Origin of the sequence: Achromobacter veterisilvae, from assembly GCF_900496975.1 — a bacterium.
Lineage (GTDB): Bacteria > Pseudomonadota > Gammaproteobacteria > Burkholderiales > Burkholderiaceae_B > Achromobacter > Achromobacter veterisilvae.
The window spans coordinates 1-15,575 of the sequence record NZ_UFQC01000055.1 but is presented as its reverse complement, the minus strand read 5'-3'; the positions used below and the strand labels follow the sequence as shown (position 1 = coordinate 15,575).

Sequence of the window (15,575 nt, the reverse complement as noted above, 5' to 3'; positions counted from 1 at the left end):
CCGGGTTGTTGCTGGGGTTGGATCGGGATGACCAGCAGCATTGAGCCTAAGTCTCACGACTTAGGAGTTTGATGATGGCACTCTCTGATCTGACCGTGCGGCAAGCCAAGGCCGCCAAGAAAACCTACAGCATCCCCGATACCGATGGCCTCGGCCTGGTGGTCGCCCCCACCGGCGGCAAATCGTGGCACCTGCGCTACTACTGGCTCGGCAAGCAAAAACGCATATCCCTGGGCAACTATCCCGAGATCGGCCTGCGCGAAGCCCGCACCTTGCGCGACGAAGCCAGGGCGCTCCTGGCCCAAGGCATCAACCCCCACACCGACCGCAAGCAGAAACGGCATGCGGTCAAGCTGGCCTCGGACTACACATTCAAGGCAGTCTTCGATGCTTGGGTCGAGCACCGCGCCAAGGAACTCAAGGAAGGCCGGAACAGCACACTGTCGCAGATCAAGCGGATCTTCGAGAAAGACGTGCTGCCCAGCCTCAAGCAGATGTCGATCTATGACATTCGCAGGCCGCAACTCCTGGGCGTCCTGGCGCGGATCGAGAAGCGCGAGGCCTTCACCACTGCCGAAAAGGTCCGGACCTGGCTGGGGCAGCTATTCCGCTATGCGCTCGTCATCGTCGAGGGCATGGAGGCCAATCCGGCCACGGACCTGGACGTAGTGGCCGAGCCCAAGCCCGCGGTGACCCATAACCCCTACCTGCACCTGCCCGAGCTTCCCGAGTTCCTCCAGAAGCTCAGGCTCTACAACCCGCGCGGCTGGCAAACCCAGCTCGGTATCCGCCTGCTGTTCTTGACCGGCGTGCGCACCGGCGAACTGCGGCTGGCGACCCCGGATCAGTTCGACCTCGACCGTGGGCTTTGGATCATCCCCCCGCAGATCGTCAAGCAGCTTCAGGACGAGATGCGCAAAGCGGGGAAGCGGCCGCAGGACGTACCGCCCTACATCGTGCCGCTGTCCCTTCAGGCCATCGAGATCGTGCGCTACCTCCTGGGGGTGATGCGGCCCGCCCAGCGCCACCTGCTGACGCACCGCAGCGAACTCAAGAAGCGCATCAGCGAGAACACGCTCAACGCCGCCTTGAAGCGGATGGGCTACGAGGACAAACTGACCGGCCACGGTATTCGTGGAACCATCTCGACGGCACTCAACGAGATCGGCTATCCCAAGATTTGGGTGGACGCGCAGCTTTCGCATTCCGACCCAAACAAGGTGAGTTCGGCCTACAACCACGCCAAGTACGTGGAACCGCGCCGCCGGATGATGCAGGACTGGGCCGACCGCCTCGACTTGCTCGAACAGGGCCAAGTCGAAGCGGCCAGCGCGCACCTCACTATCCACATCGAGGGCGTACCGGCCATGGCGGAGGAGGACAAGCCCGACGCCATCGTTGCAGCTTCCTCTGCGCCTCCCGTTCCGCCGGTGGTGGCCACCCCCATCGTCGTGACGCCGAACGAAGGGGGCATCACCTTCCAACGGTTGTCGCAGGTGCCGCCATCCCCGACTCATGCGCCAGAACCCGAGGTGTCGGCCATCCAGCGCGAGCGCGAGGAAATGCTGGCCATCTACGAATCGCCGAGCAGTCTGCCGGTGCCCCTGTTCGGCAAGTTGGCTGGAAAGTCCAAGGACCAGATCAACCGCGAGTTGAAGGCGGGCAAGCTGCTCTCCATCAGCCTGGGCAACCGGGGGCAGCGAGTTCCCGATTGGCAACTGGTGCCGCTCAAACACAAGCTGGCCCAGGTGCTCATGCGCCAGTACCCCCAGGCGGATTCATGGGAGCTTTACCGCATGCTGACCCAGCCACATCCCGACCTGGGTGACCGCGCGGCCATCGACATCGTGACGCCAAGCAATCTGGGCATGGTGGTACAGATCATCGCAGGCAGCGAGCCACATGCGAATGCTCCCGAGGTCGTACCGCCGCGGCCTATCTCCGAAGAGGTGCGCCAGAGTGTTCGCCGGCTGATGGAGAGCGCTGTCGCCTTGGACGGCGCATAGGGTTACAGCCCTCGCGGGGGCCTTACGGCCCCCGCGCTACATCTGCACCGCCTGCATGAGTTCGCTCAGCACGCTGTGCGGGAGCGAAGGACACGGCGCCGGTATGCGCCGTCGAGAAATCGAGCAGACGATCATGCATGTCCAGCAGATCGCCGGACGCCTGGCGTCTGCACATCAGGGAACGCTCAGCGCGGGCGCGCTATCGGGTATTCGATTGGACTGCACTATCCTTGGCTACCTGCATCGCTCTGCGCTCGAACCGCTCAGAAACCGCGTTAGTTCGTCCTTTGAGGCGCTGCAGATGAGTCACGACCTCGTAGGGCCCCTCGGCCAGCGGCCGGGCGGTGATCCCCCATGCATCAGCGCGCTCGATGCGCGATTGCGCGGTGATCCCGACACCATAGCCAGCGCCGACCCATAGCGCCAACATGTCGAACGAGGTCACATGCTGGACGCTCTGCCGGCTTAAAGACGGGAGGGATGACAGCCGCTGATCCAGTAGTGAGCAGCTTTCTGCCGGCCAGCGAAACACGGGGTAGTCCAAAAGTTCGGCGATCGTAAGCTTTGTCTGGGCGAGCAAGGGGGACCACAATGGCATGGCAACAGCGATGTTCTCGATCCACAAGGGTTGGCTTTTCAGAGACGGAGCGCTTACGGCCCGAAGCGACATTCCTGCGTCGTAACGACCTTCATCAATGCCCGTCACCAGGTCGTCACTTGATGTCTCAAAGAACGCGATAGTGATTTCCGGCTCTTCCGCGCGTTGCAGGGCGAGAAGCGAGGAGAAGCATGAGGATGGCACCCCAGGTGCTATCGCAAGCCTGAGATGGGGAAACTGGCTGGTGGCATCATGCATGCGAGCCCCCAAAAAGTGTTCTGGCCGAGTAGGTGAACTTGCATCGTGGTCAAGAGTGAAGTTTAACGCCGTTATCTTTAACGTGGTTAATTTTGGCAGATTGTTTGACGCTTCTGCTAATGCAGAAATCAACCATTCAGCCAGGCCGTCCTTCTGGCACAACAACGTATGAATCCGCAGCGGCGACAGCTTTCGGACAGGCCGTGCGCGCTGCGCGCGTCGCACAAGGAGTCGCGCAAGACGAGTTCGCATCTCGGGCAGGCATTTCGCGCTCGCACATGGGCAAGATCGAGCGTGGAGAGCACGTGCCCACGCTGCCCCTCATACTGAAAATTTCAGTAGCACTTGGGATAAGCGCGGCTGAATTGATGGCGGCCACCGAGCGCAATCTTCGTGCCGAAACCGATCTTTGAGGGTGTCTGCCAGCGGGGCCTTCAGCCGCTCGCAGAGTCACGTAGGCGAACGATGAACCGCTCCAGCGAAGCCGACAAATCACTGCTGTCGGCCCGCAGCAAGTAAGTCGTGATGACGGCTGAATCGATGGCCAGGGGACGGATCACCACGTCCGGGCGTTGGCAAACCGGAATCTTGCTCGCCGCGAGAAAGCCGATACCGTAACCAGCACCGACCAAGGTGAGCATCATGTCCAGCGAGGACACCTCCTCGACGACGTTCAACTTGTGCTCAAGCACCTGCAGCAGTCGTGTCAGTTCCCGGCAGTAGCCCTCGCACGCATGGGGATCGCACAAGACCAGTGGATGGATCCCGACTTCTTGGAGCGGGACCTTTTTGTGGGCGAGCAGTGCGTGCCGTGCCGGCACGGCAATGACCAATGGATCTCGCCAGATGGGCTCAGCCCGTATGTCGTCGCCGACGTCGGCCGTATGCGCGAATCCGATCATGAAATCCCCGGACCGCAGGCCGCGCAACTGCTCGGCCAGCGGAACCTCGGACAGCCGTATCTCGATCTCCGGCTCCTCCGCGCGGCACCGGGCCAGAAATGCCGACAGGCGAGCATCGATTGCCCCGTCGGAAATCGCGATGCGCAGACTGCCTCGCAAACCTGCTGCCACGGCCTGGGCGTTTTCGCGTGCCTGTTCGAGCACGGTGAACAATCTGCGGATATCTTGAAGAAAGACAACACCCGCCGACGTCAGCACGGTTCCACGGCGGTTCCGGTCGAACAGCACGACCCCTAGCTCGTCCTCCAGTTCTTTGATGGCACGGGACAAGGGGGGCTGTTCGATGTGCAGGCGCTCGGCGGCGCGCGTGAAATGCAACTCTTCAGCCAGGGCCATGAAATAGCGCAGATGTCGTAATTCCATGGTCTCAGCCCCCCCATGCCGAACCGGCAGTCGCGTGCTACGCCCGTATGTAGATCCATCCCGCTTGCTGCATGCGCGCCATCTCGATAACAGCAGGCCCGTCCAGTACTTCGAGCGGCTCTCTGTTGTCCCTGCCGATCCGCGAAAGTGTGTTCGGGCATACCCAGGTGAGCGCGTCGAGGTCGGAAGGTGCCGTGTCCAGGGCGGCGGCGACGGCTTGCGCGTTCGCAACGATGCGCACATCGGCATCGGGCGCCGCGCGCTTGAGATTGGTTGCATTGCTTCGCGCACGCTCAAAGGCTTCTGCCGTCGGTGCGTGGAGGATCACTTTCAATGTGGGGCGCTGGGTGTCTTGGGTCATGGTCGGTCGGTGGTGCAGTCAGAAGGGTTGTTCACGGGCGCATCTGCTGGGATGCGGATTTCAAGGCGCTTTGCAGCATCTCCTCGATGGAGGGGTGGTAGTACGGCATGGCCAGCAGATCGTTGACGGTCTGCTTCGCCTGGATCGCCCAAGCGATCAGGTGCGCCAGGTGCTCGCCTTGCGTCAGGAGCATGCTGGCACCGAGCAAGGCGCCTGAGCCGGGGTCGGCATAGATGTGCAGCAGGTTTTCCGGAGCACCAAGAATCTTGGAGCGCCCGTTGCCGCTGCCTTCCGCGGTGCCGACGACCGCGCCTTCCTGCACCGCCGCCTCGTAGGTCATGCCGACTGCGCACGCATCCGGGTCGGTGAACAGGATCGTGATCGGCACGCGCCGGGATGCGCCCGGCCAACTTTCGCCGCGCAAGCTCGCCAGTGCGGCTTGCGCTGCCATCTGACCCTCGTCCGCGGCCTCGTGCATCAGAGGGCGATCCGGCTGCACATCGCCTGCGAAGAAAATCGGCACCTGGGACGGCCCGCAGGCCTGCATGGTCGCGGGGTCGATGCTCGGTCGGCCAGCCTGATCCAAGGAGATGCCGGCCGCGGCGAGATCGAGCGCCTCGGTATTGGGTTGTCGTCCCGTCACGACGAGAAGCCGATCCACGAGCGCGTCGCGCTCGCCGGCGCGCATGCGCACCTGGTCGCCTTCAAGGCTGACTTCGACGGCGGCGCCCAACCACATCGGCAACTCGGTCTCGAACCTGGCGATCGCCCGCTCCAGGACATCGGGGTCCTGGATGCCGCCGATGGCGTCTTTCTGGTCTGCCGCGACCACCTGCACATCCAAGCGAGACAGGGCCAGGCCGAGTTCCAGCCCGATGGCGCCCAGTCCCAGGATTCCCATCCGTGCGGGCAGGACGCCCAGGTCGAACAGGGTATCGGTGGTCAGGATGCGGGAGGCAACGCCGTCGAGCGCTTTGGGGACCACCGGGCGAGAGCCCGTCGCCACGATGAAGGCGCTGGCCTCGATCCGTTGTTCACCTGCCTGCAAGATGCCCGGCGCGACGAAGCGCGCTTCGGCCATGATCAGGCTCTCGCCAGCCGCCTTGCGCGTGCGCTCCGCGGCGGCGCCGGCCAGCGCATCCCTGGTCTGGCGGGCGTGGGACCATAAGGCCTGCGGCCCTTGGGTCGATGGCGTGGCGCTCGCTGCCAGTGCCTTGGCGACCTTCCAGTGCATGCCGGCATGCAGGGCCGCCTTCGAGGGCATGCATCCGACGCGCGCGCAGGTCGTCCCCAATGGCCCCCGATCGATCAGAACCACCTGTTTGCCTGTCGCTTTCAGCGCATGGAATGCGGTGCTGCCAGCGGTTCCCGCGCCAATGATGGCGACATCTACTTTCCTTGTCTGCATTGAATTTTCCCGTCCACAATCAATTAATCGAACATCGGACCTCTAGCCAACATTGCGCATGAGCATGAGGGCCGCCACGGCCACGCAGGTGATCGAAAACACCCGCTGGAGCATCTTTGAGGGAATCCTGCGTGCCAGAACACGGCCGAGCGACATGCCCACGAGCGCCGTGAGAACGAATGTCCAGGCGGGCGCGGTGAGCGTCATGCCATGACTCCACGCGATGAACACGGTTACAGCGGACAGCAGCGCGATCACCATGAGCGAGGTCGCGACGATGCTGTGCATGCGCAGCTCGCTGAAATGCGCCAGAGCCGGGACGATGATGAATCCGCCGCCCACCCCCAACATGCCCGTGGCCAAACCGGAGACGATGCCGATGCTCCCCAGCGTGGTCGCTGTTCGCACGTTCCAGACGAAGCGGCCGGTGTCCTTGGAGATCTTGCAGACCCGGGCTGGCTCGTCAGCCAGATCGTCCTGCGTCTGGCTGCCGCGAGATGACATGAACATCCGGTAGGCCACCACGAGCATGATGGCGACGAAGATCAGGTTCAGCCATCGAGGCGAAAGCCAGTGGGCAAACTGCACGCCCAGCGGAGCCGTCACGGCGCCGGCAGCCGCCAACATCATCGCTGCCTTGTACCGAACTACCCCCTGGCGCAAGCCCTGCAAAGCGCCCAGGGTCGCCGCTGCTCCCACGGCGAGCAGCGCCACGGGCGCGGCCTGACGGATGTCCATGCCCAGGCCGAACACCAGCGCCGGCACCGCGAAGATGCCGCCGCCGGCGCCAGTCAATCCCAGCACGGCTCCGATGATGAGGCCCAGCACTCCACCCGTCAGCGAGAGCATAGTGAATGATCCTTTGTGCAATTTCCGTTGAGCAGCCTGAGATGCGGGCTGAGAGAAGCGGCCATCAGGTTCGGCGCCTGGGCGGCTGGTTCAGCGCGGCCCCAGCACTTCACCCAATTGCGCCCCTCGCGGCATGCCGTTGTACTTCTTGAGGATCCCATTGGGGCCGCGTACAACGATGCCGGGCGTCCCCCGGAAGCCGGTGCTCGCCATGAGTGCCAGGTTGTCATCGAGGATCTTGCGCACATCGGCAGGCACGCTCTTGGCTGGCGTAATCCCGCCCTGGCCAAACTGCCGCTCGTTCGTCAACAACGCCGCACTCCGGTCAGGCGCGCCAAGAATGGCCGCGGCTTTGGCCGGGCTGTCATCCTTGATGATGCCTACCAGAATGTGCCGCAACTGGACCTTGCCGGAATCCACCCAGGGGCGTGCAGCTTCCCAGAAGGCGTTGCAATAGGGGCAGTTGGCATCGCTGAAGGTGTAGATGACGCGCGGCGCATCTGCCTTGCCGTCCAGCACCCAGGTGGACGACTGCAGCTGCGACCATTCCTTGTCGCTGACCGGCTTGGCGGCCAGCTTTTCCAGGTCCGCTTCGTCCATTGGCTCGCCCTTGGCGTTCAGGCGAGTTCCCACGATGGCATTGCCATCGCTCGTGATGTACACGGCAATGGGCCGGTCACCCGCGACGGCAGCGAAGGCGCGCAGACCGCCGCCGACCTTGAATTCCTGCGTGACGGTCAGGCCCTGACCTTCCAGCGCCTTGAGGACGGCCGGCTTGTCAGCCGTCTCTGCCTTGCTGCAGCCGGTGACCACCATGAAGCTGGCGGCCAGCAGGAACGAAATGTGCGAGCGTTGTGCAAACATGGTTACTCCTTGTCTGTCTTGATCTGTTGGGCTGGCGCGAATCGGCGCGACACCGTGTGTTTGAGGCTGGCCATCGTGAGTTCGCCCAGATGGGTATCCACCAGGCGTCCTTGCTCATCGAAGAACAAGGTGGTGGGCAGGCCTCGCGATGCGACGGCCTGCATGGTCTGGGAAGCGGGGTCGAGCAGCACATCCTTGAGATGCAGGCGTTCGCTCTCAAGAAAGGCGCGGGCTTGCTGGGCGCTCTCTCCCTGGTTGACCATGACAAAAGCGATATCGGGATACTGCGCTTGTGCCTGCTCGAACACCGGCATCTCGCGACGGCATGGTGGACACCACGACGCCCAGAGGTTGAGCACGACGGGCCGCCCAGCATAGGAATTCAGGACGACTGGCTGTTCATCGAGCGTTGCGAGCGTCAACGCTGGCAACGGCGGTGCCGAGCGCTGCAGCAGAGCCAGTACGCCCCCGGTAGCAAACCAGGCTGCGAGTCCGACCGCAACTCCCGCCAATACAGGCCGGCGCAATGCCCGAACCGCACGGGTGCGCCACCAGATGAGCGCCAGCGCTGCCAGGACACCGACCCACCACGAAAAGCCTTGGTCGCCAATGGAAATCATGGACATCGGCGACTGCGCGTACTCTTCCCACCATTGCGCGATGTAGCCGAGGCGAGCCGCCACAAACCCCACAAAAGCGGCGTCCAGCAACATTCCGCCGGCCGCCTTGTACGGAGAGTCGGGCAACCGCTTGGCAACCATGCGCGCCACCGCCCAGGCCAGCAGGACGGCCAGGAAGACGGCAACGACTTGGACGGAGAACGGACCTACGCTGATCATCAGGAACCTGCCTTGTCCAAGCGCACCAGGAAGGCGCGGGCATCGATCTCACCGACGACGCGCAGGTCCCGGCGTTCCGTACCGTCCGGGCCAACCAGAATGAGCGTGGGCGGCCCCATGACACCCCAATGCTTGAGCAAGGCCTGATCGGTCGCATCATTGCGCGTCACATCTGGTCGCACGACCTGCATCCGGGCCAGGCGGGACGCGACGGCGGGGTCGCCGAATACGTTGCGTTCGATCACATGGCAACTGACGCACCAGTCGGCGTAGAAGTCGATCAGGGTCCATTGGCCGCGCGAAGCGGCCTGTGCCAAATGCGCATCCACGTCCTCGACCGATTTCGCCTGCAGGTAAGCGACGCCGCCCGCCGCCGGTGCTGGCGAAGTCGAACCACCGCGCAGGTGGGCCAGCGGCTGCAATGCCGATTCGCCGCCAGAGGCCGCGCCGACCAGCATCAGGATGGACCACAAGCCGGCGAAGACGGCGCCGGACCGCAGCGACCATGCCAGCCGATGCTTCGCTGCCACGGCCTGGCCCCACGCGATCAGGCCAATCGCCACCGACAAGACCCATGCGCCCCACAGAACCAGGCTGACCGTGCCGGGCAGGAAGCGCGTCAGCATCATCACGGCCATGCCCACCATGACGTAGCCGAATGCCACGCGCACGCGGTCCATCCACGCGCCAGGCCGTGGCAGGACCCGGGCACCGAACACGGCGATGGCCAGCAGGGGCAGTCCCATGCCCAAACCCAGCGCGAACAAGGCCATGCCACCGTAGACCGCGCTGCCGGTCTGCCCGATGTACAGCAATGCGCCTGCCAATGGAGCGGTCATGCAAGGCCCGACCAGAAGCGCCGAGAGGAAGCCCAGCGCCGCCGCGCCGGAGATGCTCCCGCCCGAGCGATCTCTACCGGCGGATTCGACCCGATTGATCAGCGCCGAGGGCATCTGCAGCTCGAACAGGCCGAACAGTGAACTCGCCAGGACCAGGAACAAGGCTGCAAACGCTCCGAGCAGCCAAGGCGATTGCAGTGTGGCTTGCAGGTTGGCCCCGGCCAAGCCAGCGGCCACGCCCACCGCGGCGTAGGTGCCCGCCATCGCCAGGACATAGGACAGAGAGAGGAAGAAAGCCCGCCGCGGCTTGGCCTGGCTGCCGACGACCATGGTGGAGACGATGGGGATCATCGGGAGCGAGCATGGTGTGAAAGCGAGCAGCAAGCCGAAGCCAAAAAACAGCAGTGTTCCCCACACGGGGCCCAATGCTGCTAGGCGCTGCGCTGCCGCTTGATCCTCTGCCACCTCGGTAGCTCCGCCCAAGCTGACTGTGTTGGTGGAGGTCAAAGCCGAACTCCGCTGTACGGAGTCATTGCCGGTCGGGGATGTGCCGGCCACCACTGCCGGCAATGCCACATTCATGGTCTGCGGCGGATAGCAGATACCTGCCTCCGCGCACCCTTGCCAATGCAGTGTCAGCGGGCCGGGGGCGGTGGCGGGAAAGCGCAGATTGAGGGCATCGCCCGTATAGATTTCCGTATCGCCAAAGAATTCGTCGTGTTTGGCTGTTCCTGCCGGAAGCGTCAGGCTGACTTCATGGCCCTGCGCATCGACCAATTTGATGGCATGGCGATAAACGTAATAACCATCGGCGACATGCCCGGTGGCCGAGAACGAATCGCCCTGCTGCTGCGCAGGGTCCAGCTTAAAGACCTCTGTAACGTCCAGAAATTGACGTTCGCTACTATCCCTGGAGGAAAACAGACCATCCGCCCACGCACTGCCTACCGCACAACAACACAGTAGAAAGATCGCTACTACGCGCCGATAAATAGCCAAATCTGAGTCCTCCAAGCAAAGCTGCCTAGATCATGCGCCGACCCGATTAAGCGAAACTAAAGGCTAGCCGTATAGACTCAGAGCACAGAGATGCTATTACGGTTGTGTATGTGGCTCTGCTGATTGACTATGGCCAAGCTGTGCCTGCTCCGTTCGAGCCCGTTCAATACCAGCCGCTACCACGTTTGCCGCCTCGGAATCAGACGGCATCATCTCCAGCAGTTTCTGCCAGTGCATGATGGCGGTTTGATAGTCCCAGCTTCTTGTGCTCGGCTAAGCCAACCTCGTTTAACGCTTCTAGCGCGTGTTCCGTAGATACTGACTCACCTGCTATTGCGGCGGCGGCGAGCAGGTTCTCCAAGGCATTGATATCTTCTTTAAGCCCAATACCATGGCCGCTATAAATCACGTCCCGTTGGTATTCGCTTCGCCGGCTATGCAGGAGGCCTCCATTCCACAAAATTCTGCCGACATCTGGTGTTGCGAGGCCGGCCAGCATCCTCAACAGCGTGGTCTTCCCGCTGCCGTTCTCGCCCTGCACCGATAGGCAATCGCCCGGCGCAATCCGGAAAGTCAAATATGCAAACAAGCGGCGCCCCCCGCGGACGCCACCCAGATCAAGAGCTTCAAGCATGGGCCGGTTAATAATTCATGCACGTGGGTTTCGCCACGAAGTGCGCCCTCAAGGGGCAATCTTCGACATCATGCCTTCTCCCGATTAACTGAAAATTAGCAGGAACTTACCTCCCACCTTACTGTCGTTTCTGGCCTAACATAAGCGTGTCACACGAGCAAAATCAGGTTGGTAGACCCCATGCGAATACTGTTGGTAGAAGACGACGAACTCATCGGACGGGGGATCGCGGCCGGTTTGCAAAAGCACGGCATCGCGGTGCATCACGTCGGAACGGCAGCAGAGGCCGAGGCCACGCACTCGGAAGATACCTTTAATGCCCTAGTGCTTGATCTCGGTCTGCCTGACCGGGACGGCATGGAATTGCTGGCCAGCATGCGAGCTGTCGAACCTCAGCTACCAGTCCTGATCCTCACCGCACGGGACGCCATCGAGCACAGGCTCAAAGGGCTGCATGAAGGTGCCGACGACTACATGGTCAAGCCGTTCGATCTGCGGGAACTGGCAGCTCGGTTACACGCGCTGGTCAGACGCACGCAAGGCCGTGCGGCCCAGGTGATCTCGGCTGGCCCCCTGCGATTGGAGCCGGAGAGCGGAATGGCCTGGTTCCAAGGCGAGCCCGTGACCTTGTCGCGTCGCGAAGTGGATCTGCTGGCCCATCTCGCCAACGCCGATGGCCGGTGGGTGGCACCCGACATGCTAAACGAGCGCTTGTACGGGCTCGGGGATGAGATCGGCAGCAATGCACTCAACGTGCATATCCACAACATTCGCCGCAAGCTCGGCGCCGACGCGATCGAGACAGTTCGCGGGCTCGGCTATCGGCTAGGCTGGAGGATCGCGTCATGAGCCTGCGCCTACGCGCCGTTCTGATCGCCGGTATTTCGTTGCTGGTTCTGTGGGGCGCTGCCGCAGGCTGGATGATGCGCGGCGTCCATTCTAATCTCGATCGAACCCTCGACGGCCGCCTTGCCATGTCCGCACGCATGGTGTCGGGGCTGCTTGAGCGCGCGGCGCTGGCTCCGAACTCGGCGGCCGCCGACTTCACCGAGGCCGTGCGCGTCAGCGGCAAGGAAGGGATCGCGTGCGAAATCCGATCCTTGCAGGGGGAGATTTTGGCACGCACGACCACTGGGCCTCATTCGGAATTCGAGTCACTCCCGGCGGGCTTCAGCACACGAGACGTTCTAGGACACCAGTGGAGAGTCTACGTTCTGCGCGCCAATGGCTACCAGATCACTACGGCAGATCGCGTGGACCAACGGGACATGCTGATCAACGAATTGTTAAGCGTGGCTGGCGTGCCATTTCTGATTGCCTTTCTTGGCGGTTTGGCGGCACTTTGGATCGGCATCGGCCGGGGGCTGTCCCCGCTGAAAGCTCTTTCACAACAGTTGCGCGACAAACACGCGGACGATACCTCCCCGATTGCCGTCAACCATTCGCCTTCTGAACTCCGTCCGGTCCTGGATGCGATGAATGGGCTTCTCAGGCGCCTGGCACGAGCGCTCTCCAGCCAACGGGCATTTACCGATGCCGCGGCGCACGAACTGCGCACTCCGTTGACCGTAATCGACACGCACTTGCAGGTAGCCCAGATCAGCGAGGGCGACGAAGTGGCGTCCTCGCTTTCCAGTGCGGAGGAAGGGGTAAAACGCCTGCGGCGCACGCTGGACCAGATGATGATCCTCGCGCGTGCTGAGGCACCCGCCGACGAGGCAGATGGCTGCACTTCGGTTGCAACGTCCGTCCGTAGCGTGCTGGACCAGTGGCGGGTTGACGAAGGCGAACGTTTGTCGCTGAACATCAACGGTGAGGACATTGGAACTCCCGTGCCGAAGTCGATGTTGGAAACGGCGATTCGCAATCTGGTTGATAACGCAATGCGGTACTCGCCCAAAGACGCGAAGATCGATGTCGATGTGTTCTTGGACCATCGCGCGCAGCGGTGCCTAGTTACTGTATCGGACCGTGGCCCTGGACTCACTACCGAACAGGCATCCCAAATTGGGCAGCGCTTCTGGCGTGGCGACCAAGGCCGGAAAAGCAAGGATGGCTCCGGCTTGGGCATCTCGATTGTGCGGGCGATCGCGGAGCGGTTTGGCGGCACCCTCGAATTAAAGCCCAGGGAAGGTGGCGGCTTGGTCGCGGAGATTTCCCTGCCTGCTTCAAAGTGCTGAGGGAAATAGCTCTTTTCTCAATAGCTGAATCGCCCCGGGTTTCGCGGAGGCCATTTGGTTAAAGTAAACCGGCCTCTTCGGCGGTTCTGTCGAGTTGGCTGTAGTAGTTTGCCTCAGCCTCGGCGGGCGGGATATAGCCGATCGATGAGTGCAGGCGTTTATGGTTGAACCAGGCGACCCATTCCAAGGTGGCCAGCTCGACGGATTCCCTGCTTTTCCAGGGCGCACGACGGTGGATCAGTTCGGCTTTGTACAGGCCGTTGATCGTCTCGGCCAAGGCATTGTCGTAGCTGTCGCCCCGGCTACCGACCGAGGGCTCGATGCCGGCCTCGGCCAGCCGTTCGCTATAGCGGATGCTCACGTATTGCGATCCCCTATCGGAGTGATGGGTCAGAGAACCGTCATTGCCGGGCTGACGAGCATACAGGGCCTGCTCCAGCGCATCGAGTACGAAGTCCGTCGTCATGGACTTGCTCACGCGCCAGCCGACGATGCGCCGGGCGTAGACGTCGATGACGAAGGCCACGTACAGCCAGCCCTGCCATGTCGAGAGTGGAGTAAGAGACCGGGCGTAGTCGAGCTATCTCCCGGCCTCTCCTCCCCGAACCGGACTTGCACCTCTCAGCGCATCCGGCTCTCCGTTCAAGCGTTGCTCATAGCAAAGGCGACATCGGGATAGCGTGACTCGATGGTACTGCGTGCCTCATCGCGCAGGATGTACGGATTCTCCGACGGGTTACGCCACCTGAATTGCCCCTTCCGGCTGGTAACAAGACGCCGAAGCGCCACCGCCCCGTACCAACCCCGACTATTCTGGCCATGAAGCAGCCATGTCTTGGCCTGTCCCGGTTCTGGCGCCCGCACATGATCGCGCATCAGCGACCTGAACCCGCGCCGATACCTGCGCGCGAGCCAATATCCGAACTTCCAGAACACGGTCCGGTCAAGTTTTCTGAACATGGTGGCCGTGTAGTCAGTGTATTGATAGAAGGCGGCCCAGCCGGCAATCTGCCGATTCAGGCTCTCCATCAGGTCCATCCGGTTCATGCCGTAATTGCCCGACAGTTGTTTGACTAACCGCTCGGCGAAGCCCCGATACTTCTCCCACGGAATCGTCGTCACCGGCCGCATGCGGCCGCGTGGTCCGCGCTTACGAATGATCCGGTGACCGAGGAAGACGAAGCCGTCGTTCACGTGCGTGATATGGGTCTTCTCCATATTCAGTGTGAGCTTCAGTTCGCCTTCAAGGAATTGCCTGCACGCCTCGCGTACTGCCTCGGCATGCGCTCGCGTTCCCTTGACCACGATCACAAAGTCATCCGCGTACCGACAGTAAGAAACCGCTGGCTTCCACTGCCGGTTTTCTCGTACAGTAATGGGACGCTGCTTGAGAATGGCGAAGTTCCACGCCCACCGATCCTTCCGCACCTTCTTGCTCAGGTAGTTCTTCTCCATCCACGCGTCGAATTCGTGCAGCATGATGTTGGATAGGAGCGGTGAGATGACACCGCCCTGGGGAACCCCCTCGCTTGCAGCGCGAAACAGATCGCGATCAACGCAGCCCGCCTTGATGAACTTCCAGAGCAGGGCAAGGAAGCGCTGATCGGCAATGCGCTTGCGGATTCCCTTCAGAAGCAGACGATGATGAACGGTGTCGAAGTAGCTGGCGAGGTCGCCCTCGATAACCCAGCGTCCGGCAACACTGTGTTCGTCACCATCCTGCAACTGAAGCTTCACCGTGCGAATCGCGTGATGTACGCTTCGGGCCGGTCTGAAGCCATATGAAGCCGGATGGAAATCACTCTCCCATATCGGCTCCATCGCCATCAGCATGGCCCTTTGCACAATTCGATCCCGTAGACAAGGGATGCCGAGCGGTCTGAGCTTGCCGTTCGCCTTCGGTATGTACACGCGCCGCGCAGGCAGCGGACTATACGAGCCCGCCAACAGTTCGTCGCGTATCGTCGCCAGTTCATGCTGGAGATTCGCTTCCATCATGCGCTTGTCAACACCGTCCACTCCCGGTGTGCGGGCTCCGCTGGATGCCAGCGTAATGCGAGCCGCTTCGCTCAGCCAATCCCTGTCAGCAATCAGTCTCAGGAGACGATCGAACTTGCGCTCTTTGTTCTCCGTCGACCATGCCGCCAGTTTGCTTTGCATTTCACTGATTATCAAAGGTCTTCACCTCACTGTGGTCAGTTAATCAACCAAGCAAACCACTTCAACTGCCTCCCTTCGCCATGTGACCGGCTTTCCCGGTCTCGGACTACTACGGAGGCTCCGCCAGCTCGCACATCATCGGGGGCACACTCCCTTAACATCTGTGCAAGCCTTCCCCGGCAATGTCCCAGGCGTAGTTGAAGGTTGAAGGCGGCGGTTCGCCAGTGGAATCCGAGAGAATCGGGTTTCCAGGAC

General features: G+C 62.1%; 14 protein-coding genes and 1 pseudogene. 4 read left to right on the top strand and 11 right to left on the bottom strand.

Annotated features, from left to right (window positions below):
* The first annotated feature begins 74 nt into the window (after positions 1-74).
* Positions 75-2,006 (top strand): tyrosine-type recombinase/integrase, encoded by a 1,932-nt coding sequence (locus tag AVE30378_RS29935; protein ID WP_004350679.1) that lies wholly within the window; start codon positions 75-77, stop codon positions 2,004-2,006.
* A gap of 199 nt (positions 2,007-2,205) precedes the next feature.
* Here AVE30378_RS29935 and AVE30378_RS29925 read toward each other — a convergent pair whose 3' ends face one another.
* Complete coding sequence (locus AVE30378_RS29925) at positions 2,206-2,862, bottom strand: substrate-binding domain-containing protein (RefSeq protein WP_003149848.1); 657 nt, start codon at positions 2,860-2,862, stop codon at positions 2,206-2,208.
* Positions 2,863-2,981: 119 nt separating this feature from the next.
* Between AVE30378_RS29925 and AVE30378_RS29920 the strand changes: the two genes are divergently transcribed.
* Positions 2,982-3,275: a helix-turn-helix domain-containing protein gene (locus AVE30378_RS29920; RefSeq protein WP_003149846.1), complete on the top strand. Its 294-nt coding sequence runs from the start codon at positions 2,982-2,984 to the stop codon at positions 3,273-3,275.
* Between the two features lie 21 nt (positions 3,276-3,296).
* Here AVE30378_RS29920 and AVE30378_RS29915 read toward each other — a convergent pair whose 3' ends face one another.
* The 8 genes from AVE30378_RS29915 to AVE30378_RS29880 form a co-directional block, all read right to left on the bottom strand.
* Positions 3,297-4,187 carry a LysR family transcriptional regulator gene (locus AVE30378_RS29915; RefSeq protein ID WP_004350675.1) on the bottom strand — a complete coding sequence of 297 codons (891 nt, stop codon included), beginning with the start codon at positions 4,185-4,187 and terminating at the stop codon, positions 3,297-3,299.
* Between the two features lie 37 nt (positions 4,188-4,224).
* The gene (locus tag AVE30378_RS29910; protein ID WP_003149844.1) at positions 4,225-4,548 is read right to left on the bottom strand and encodes a hypothetical protein; all 324 of its coding nucleotides are present in this window, start codon (positions 4,546-4,548) and stop codon (positions 4,225-4,227) included.
* 31 nt (positions 4,549-4,579) lie between these two features.
* A complete protein-coding gene (locus tag AVE30378_RS29905; protein ID WP_004350672.1) occupies positions 4,580-5,956 on the bottom strand; it encodes a dihydrolipoyl dehydrogenase in 1,377 nt (458 codons plus the stop codon).
* A gap of 42 nt (positions 5,957-5,998) precedes the next feature.
* The gene (locus tag AVE30378_RS29900) at positions 5,999-6,805 is read right to left on the bottom strand and encodes a sulfite exporter TauE/SafE family protein (RefSeq protein WP_004350669.1); all 807 of its coding nucleotides are present in this window, start codon (positions 6,803-6,805) and stop codon (positions 5,999-6,001) included.
* Positions 6,806-6,895: 90 nt separating this feature from the next.
* A complete protein-coding gene (gene dsbG, locus AVE30378_RS29895; protein WP_003149839.1) occupies positions 6,896-7,669 on the bottom strand; it encodes a thiol:disulfide interchange protein DsbG in 774 nt (257 codons plus the stop codon).
* Between the two features lie 2 nt (positions 7,670-7,671).
* The gene (locus AVE30378_RS29890; protein ID WP_004350666.1) at positions 7,672-8,508 is read right to left on the bottom strand and encodes a TlpA disulfide reductase family protein; all 837 of its coding nucleotides are present in this window, start codon (positions 8,506-8,508) and stop codon (positions 7,672-7,674) included.
* Entirely contained in the window at positions 8,508-10,346 is a 1,839-nt protein-coding gene (gene dsbD, locus AVE30378_RS29885) for a protein-disulfide reductase DsbD (RefSeq protein ID WP_129246461.1), read from the bottom strand. The genes AVE30378_RS29890 and dsbD overlap by 1 nt, the downstream gene beginning before the upstream one ends.
* Positions 10,347-10,545: 199 nt before the next feature.
* Positions 10,546-10,980, bottom strand: a complete 435-nt coding sequence (locus AVE30378_RS29880) for an ABC transporter ATP-binding protein (RefSeq protein WP_255697342.1) — start codon at positions 10,978-10,980, stop codon at positions 10,546-10,548.
* A gap of 180 nt (positions 10,981-11,160) precedes the next feature.
* Between AVE30378_RS29880 and AVE30378_RS29875 the strand changes: the two genes are divergently transcribed.
* Together AVE30378_RS29875 and AVE30378_RS29870 are read left to right on the top strand one after the other, a co-directional pair.
* Complete coding sequence (locus AVE30378_RS29875) at positions 11,161-11,829, top strand: response regulator (protein WP_129246459.1); 669 nt, start codon at positions 11,161-11,163, stop codon at positions 11,827-11,829.
* Entirely contained in the window at positions 11,826-13,160 is a 1,335-nt protein-coding gene (locus AVE30378_RS29870; protein WP_129246457.1) for an ATP-binding protein, read from the top strand. The genes AVE30378_RS29875 and AVE30378_RS29870 overlap by 4 nt, the downstream gene beginning before the upstream one ends.
* 58 nt (positions 13,161-13,218) lie before the next feature.
* On the opposite strand, the pseudogene AVE30378_RS29865 reads toward AVE30378_RS29870, so the two are convergent.
* Positions 13,219-13,719: pseudogene (locus AVE30378_RS29865) on the bottom strand (IS3 family transposase); the annotation flags it as partial.
* An 83-nt stretch (positions 13,720-13,802) separates the two neighbouring features.
* Positions 13,803-15,320: a group II intron reverse transcriptase/maturase gene (ltrA, locus tag AVE30378_RS29860; RefSeq protein ID WP_094840516.1), complete on the bottom strand. Its 1,518-nt coding sequence runs from the start codon at positions 15,318-15,320 to the stop codon at positions 13,803-13,805.
* Between the last annotated feature and the right edge of the window lie 255 nt (positions 15,321-15,575).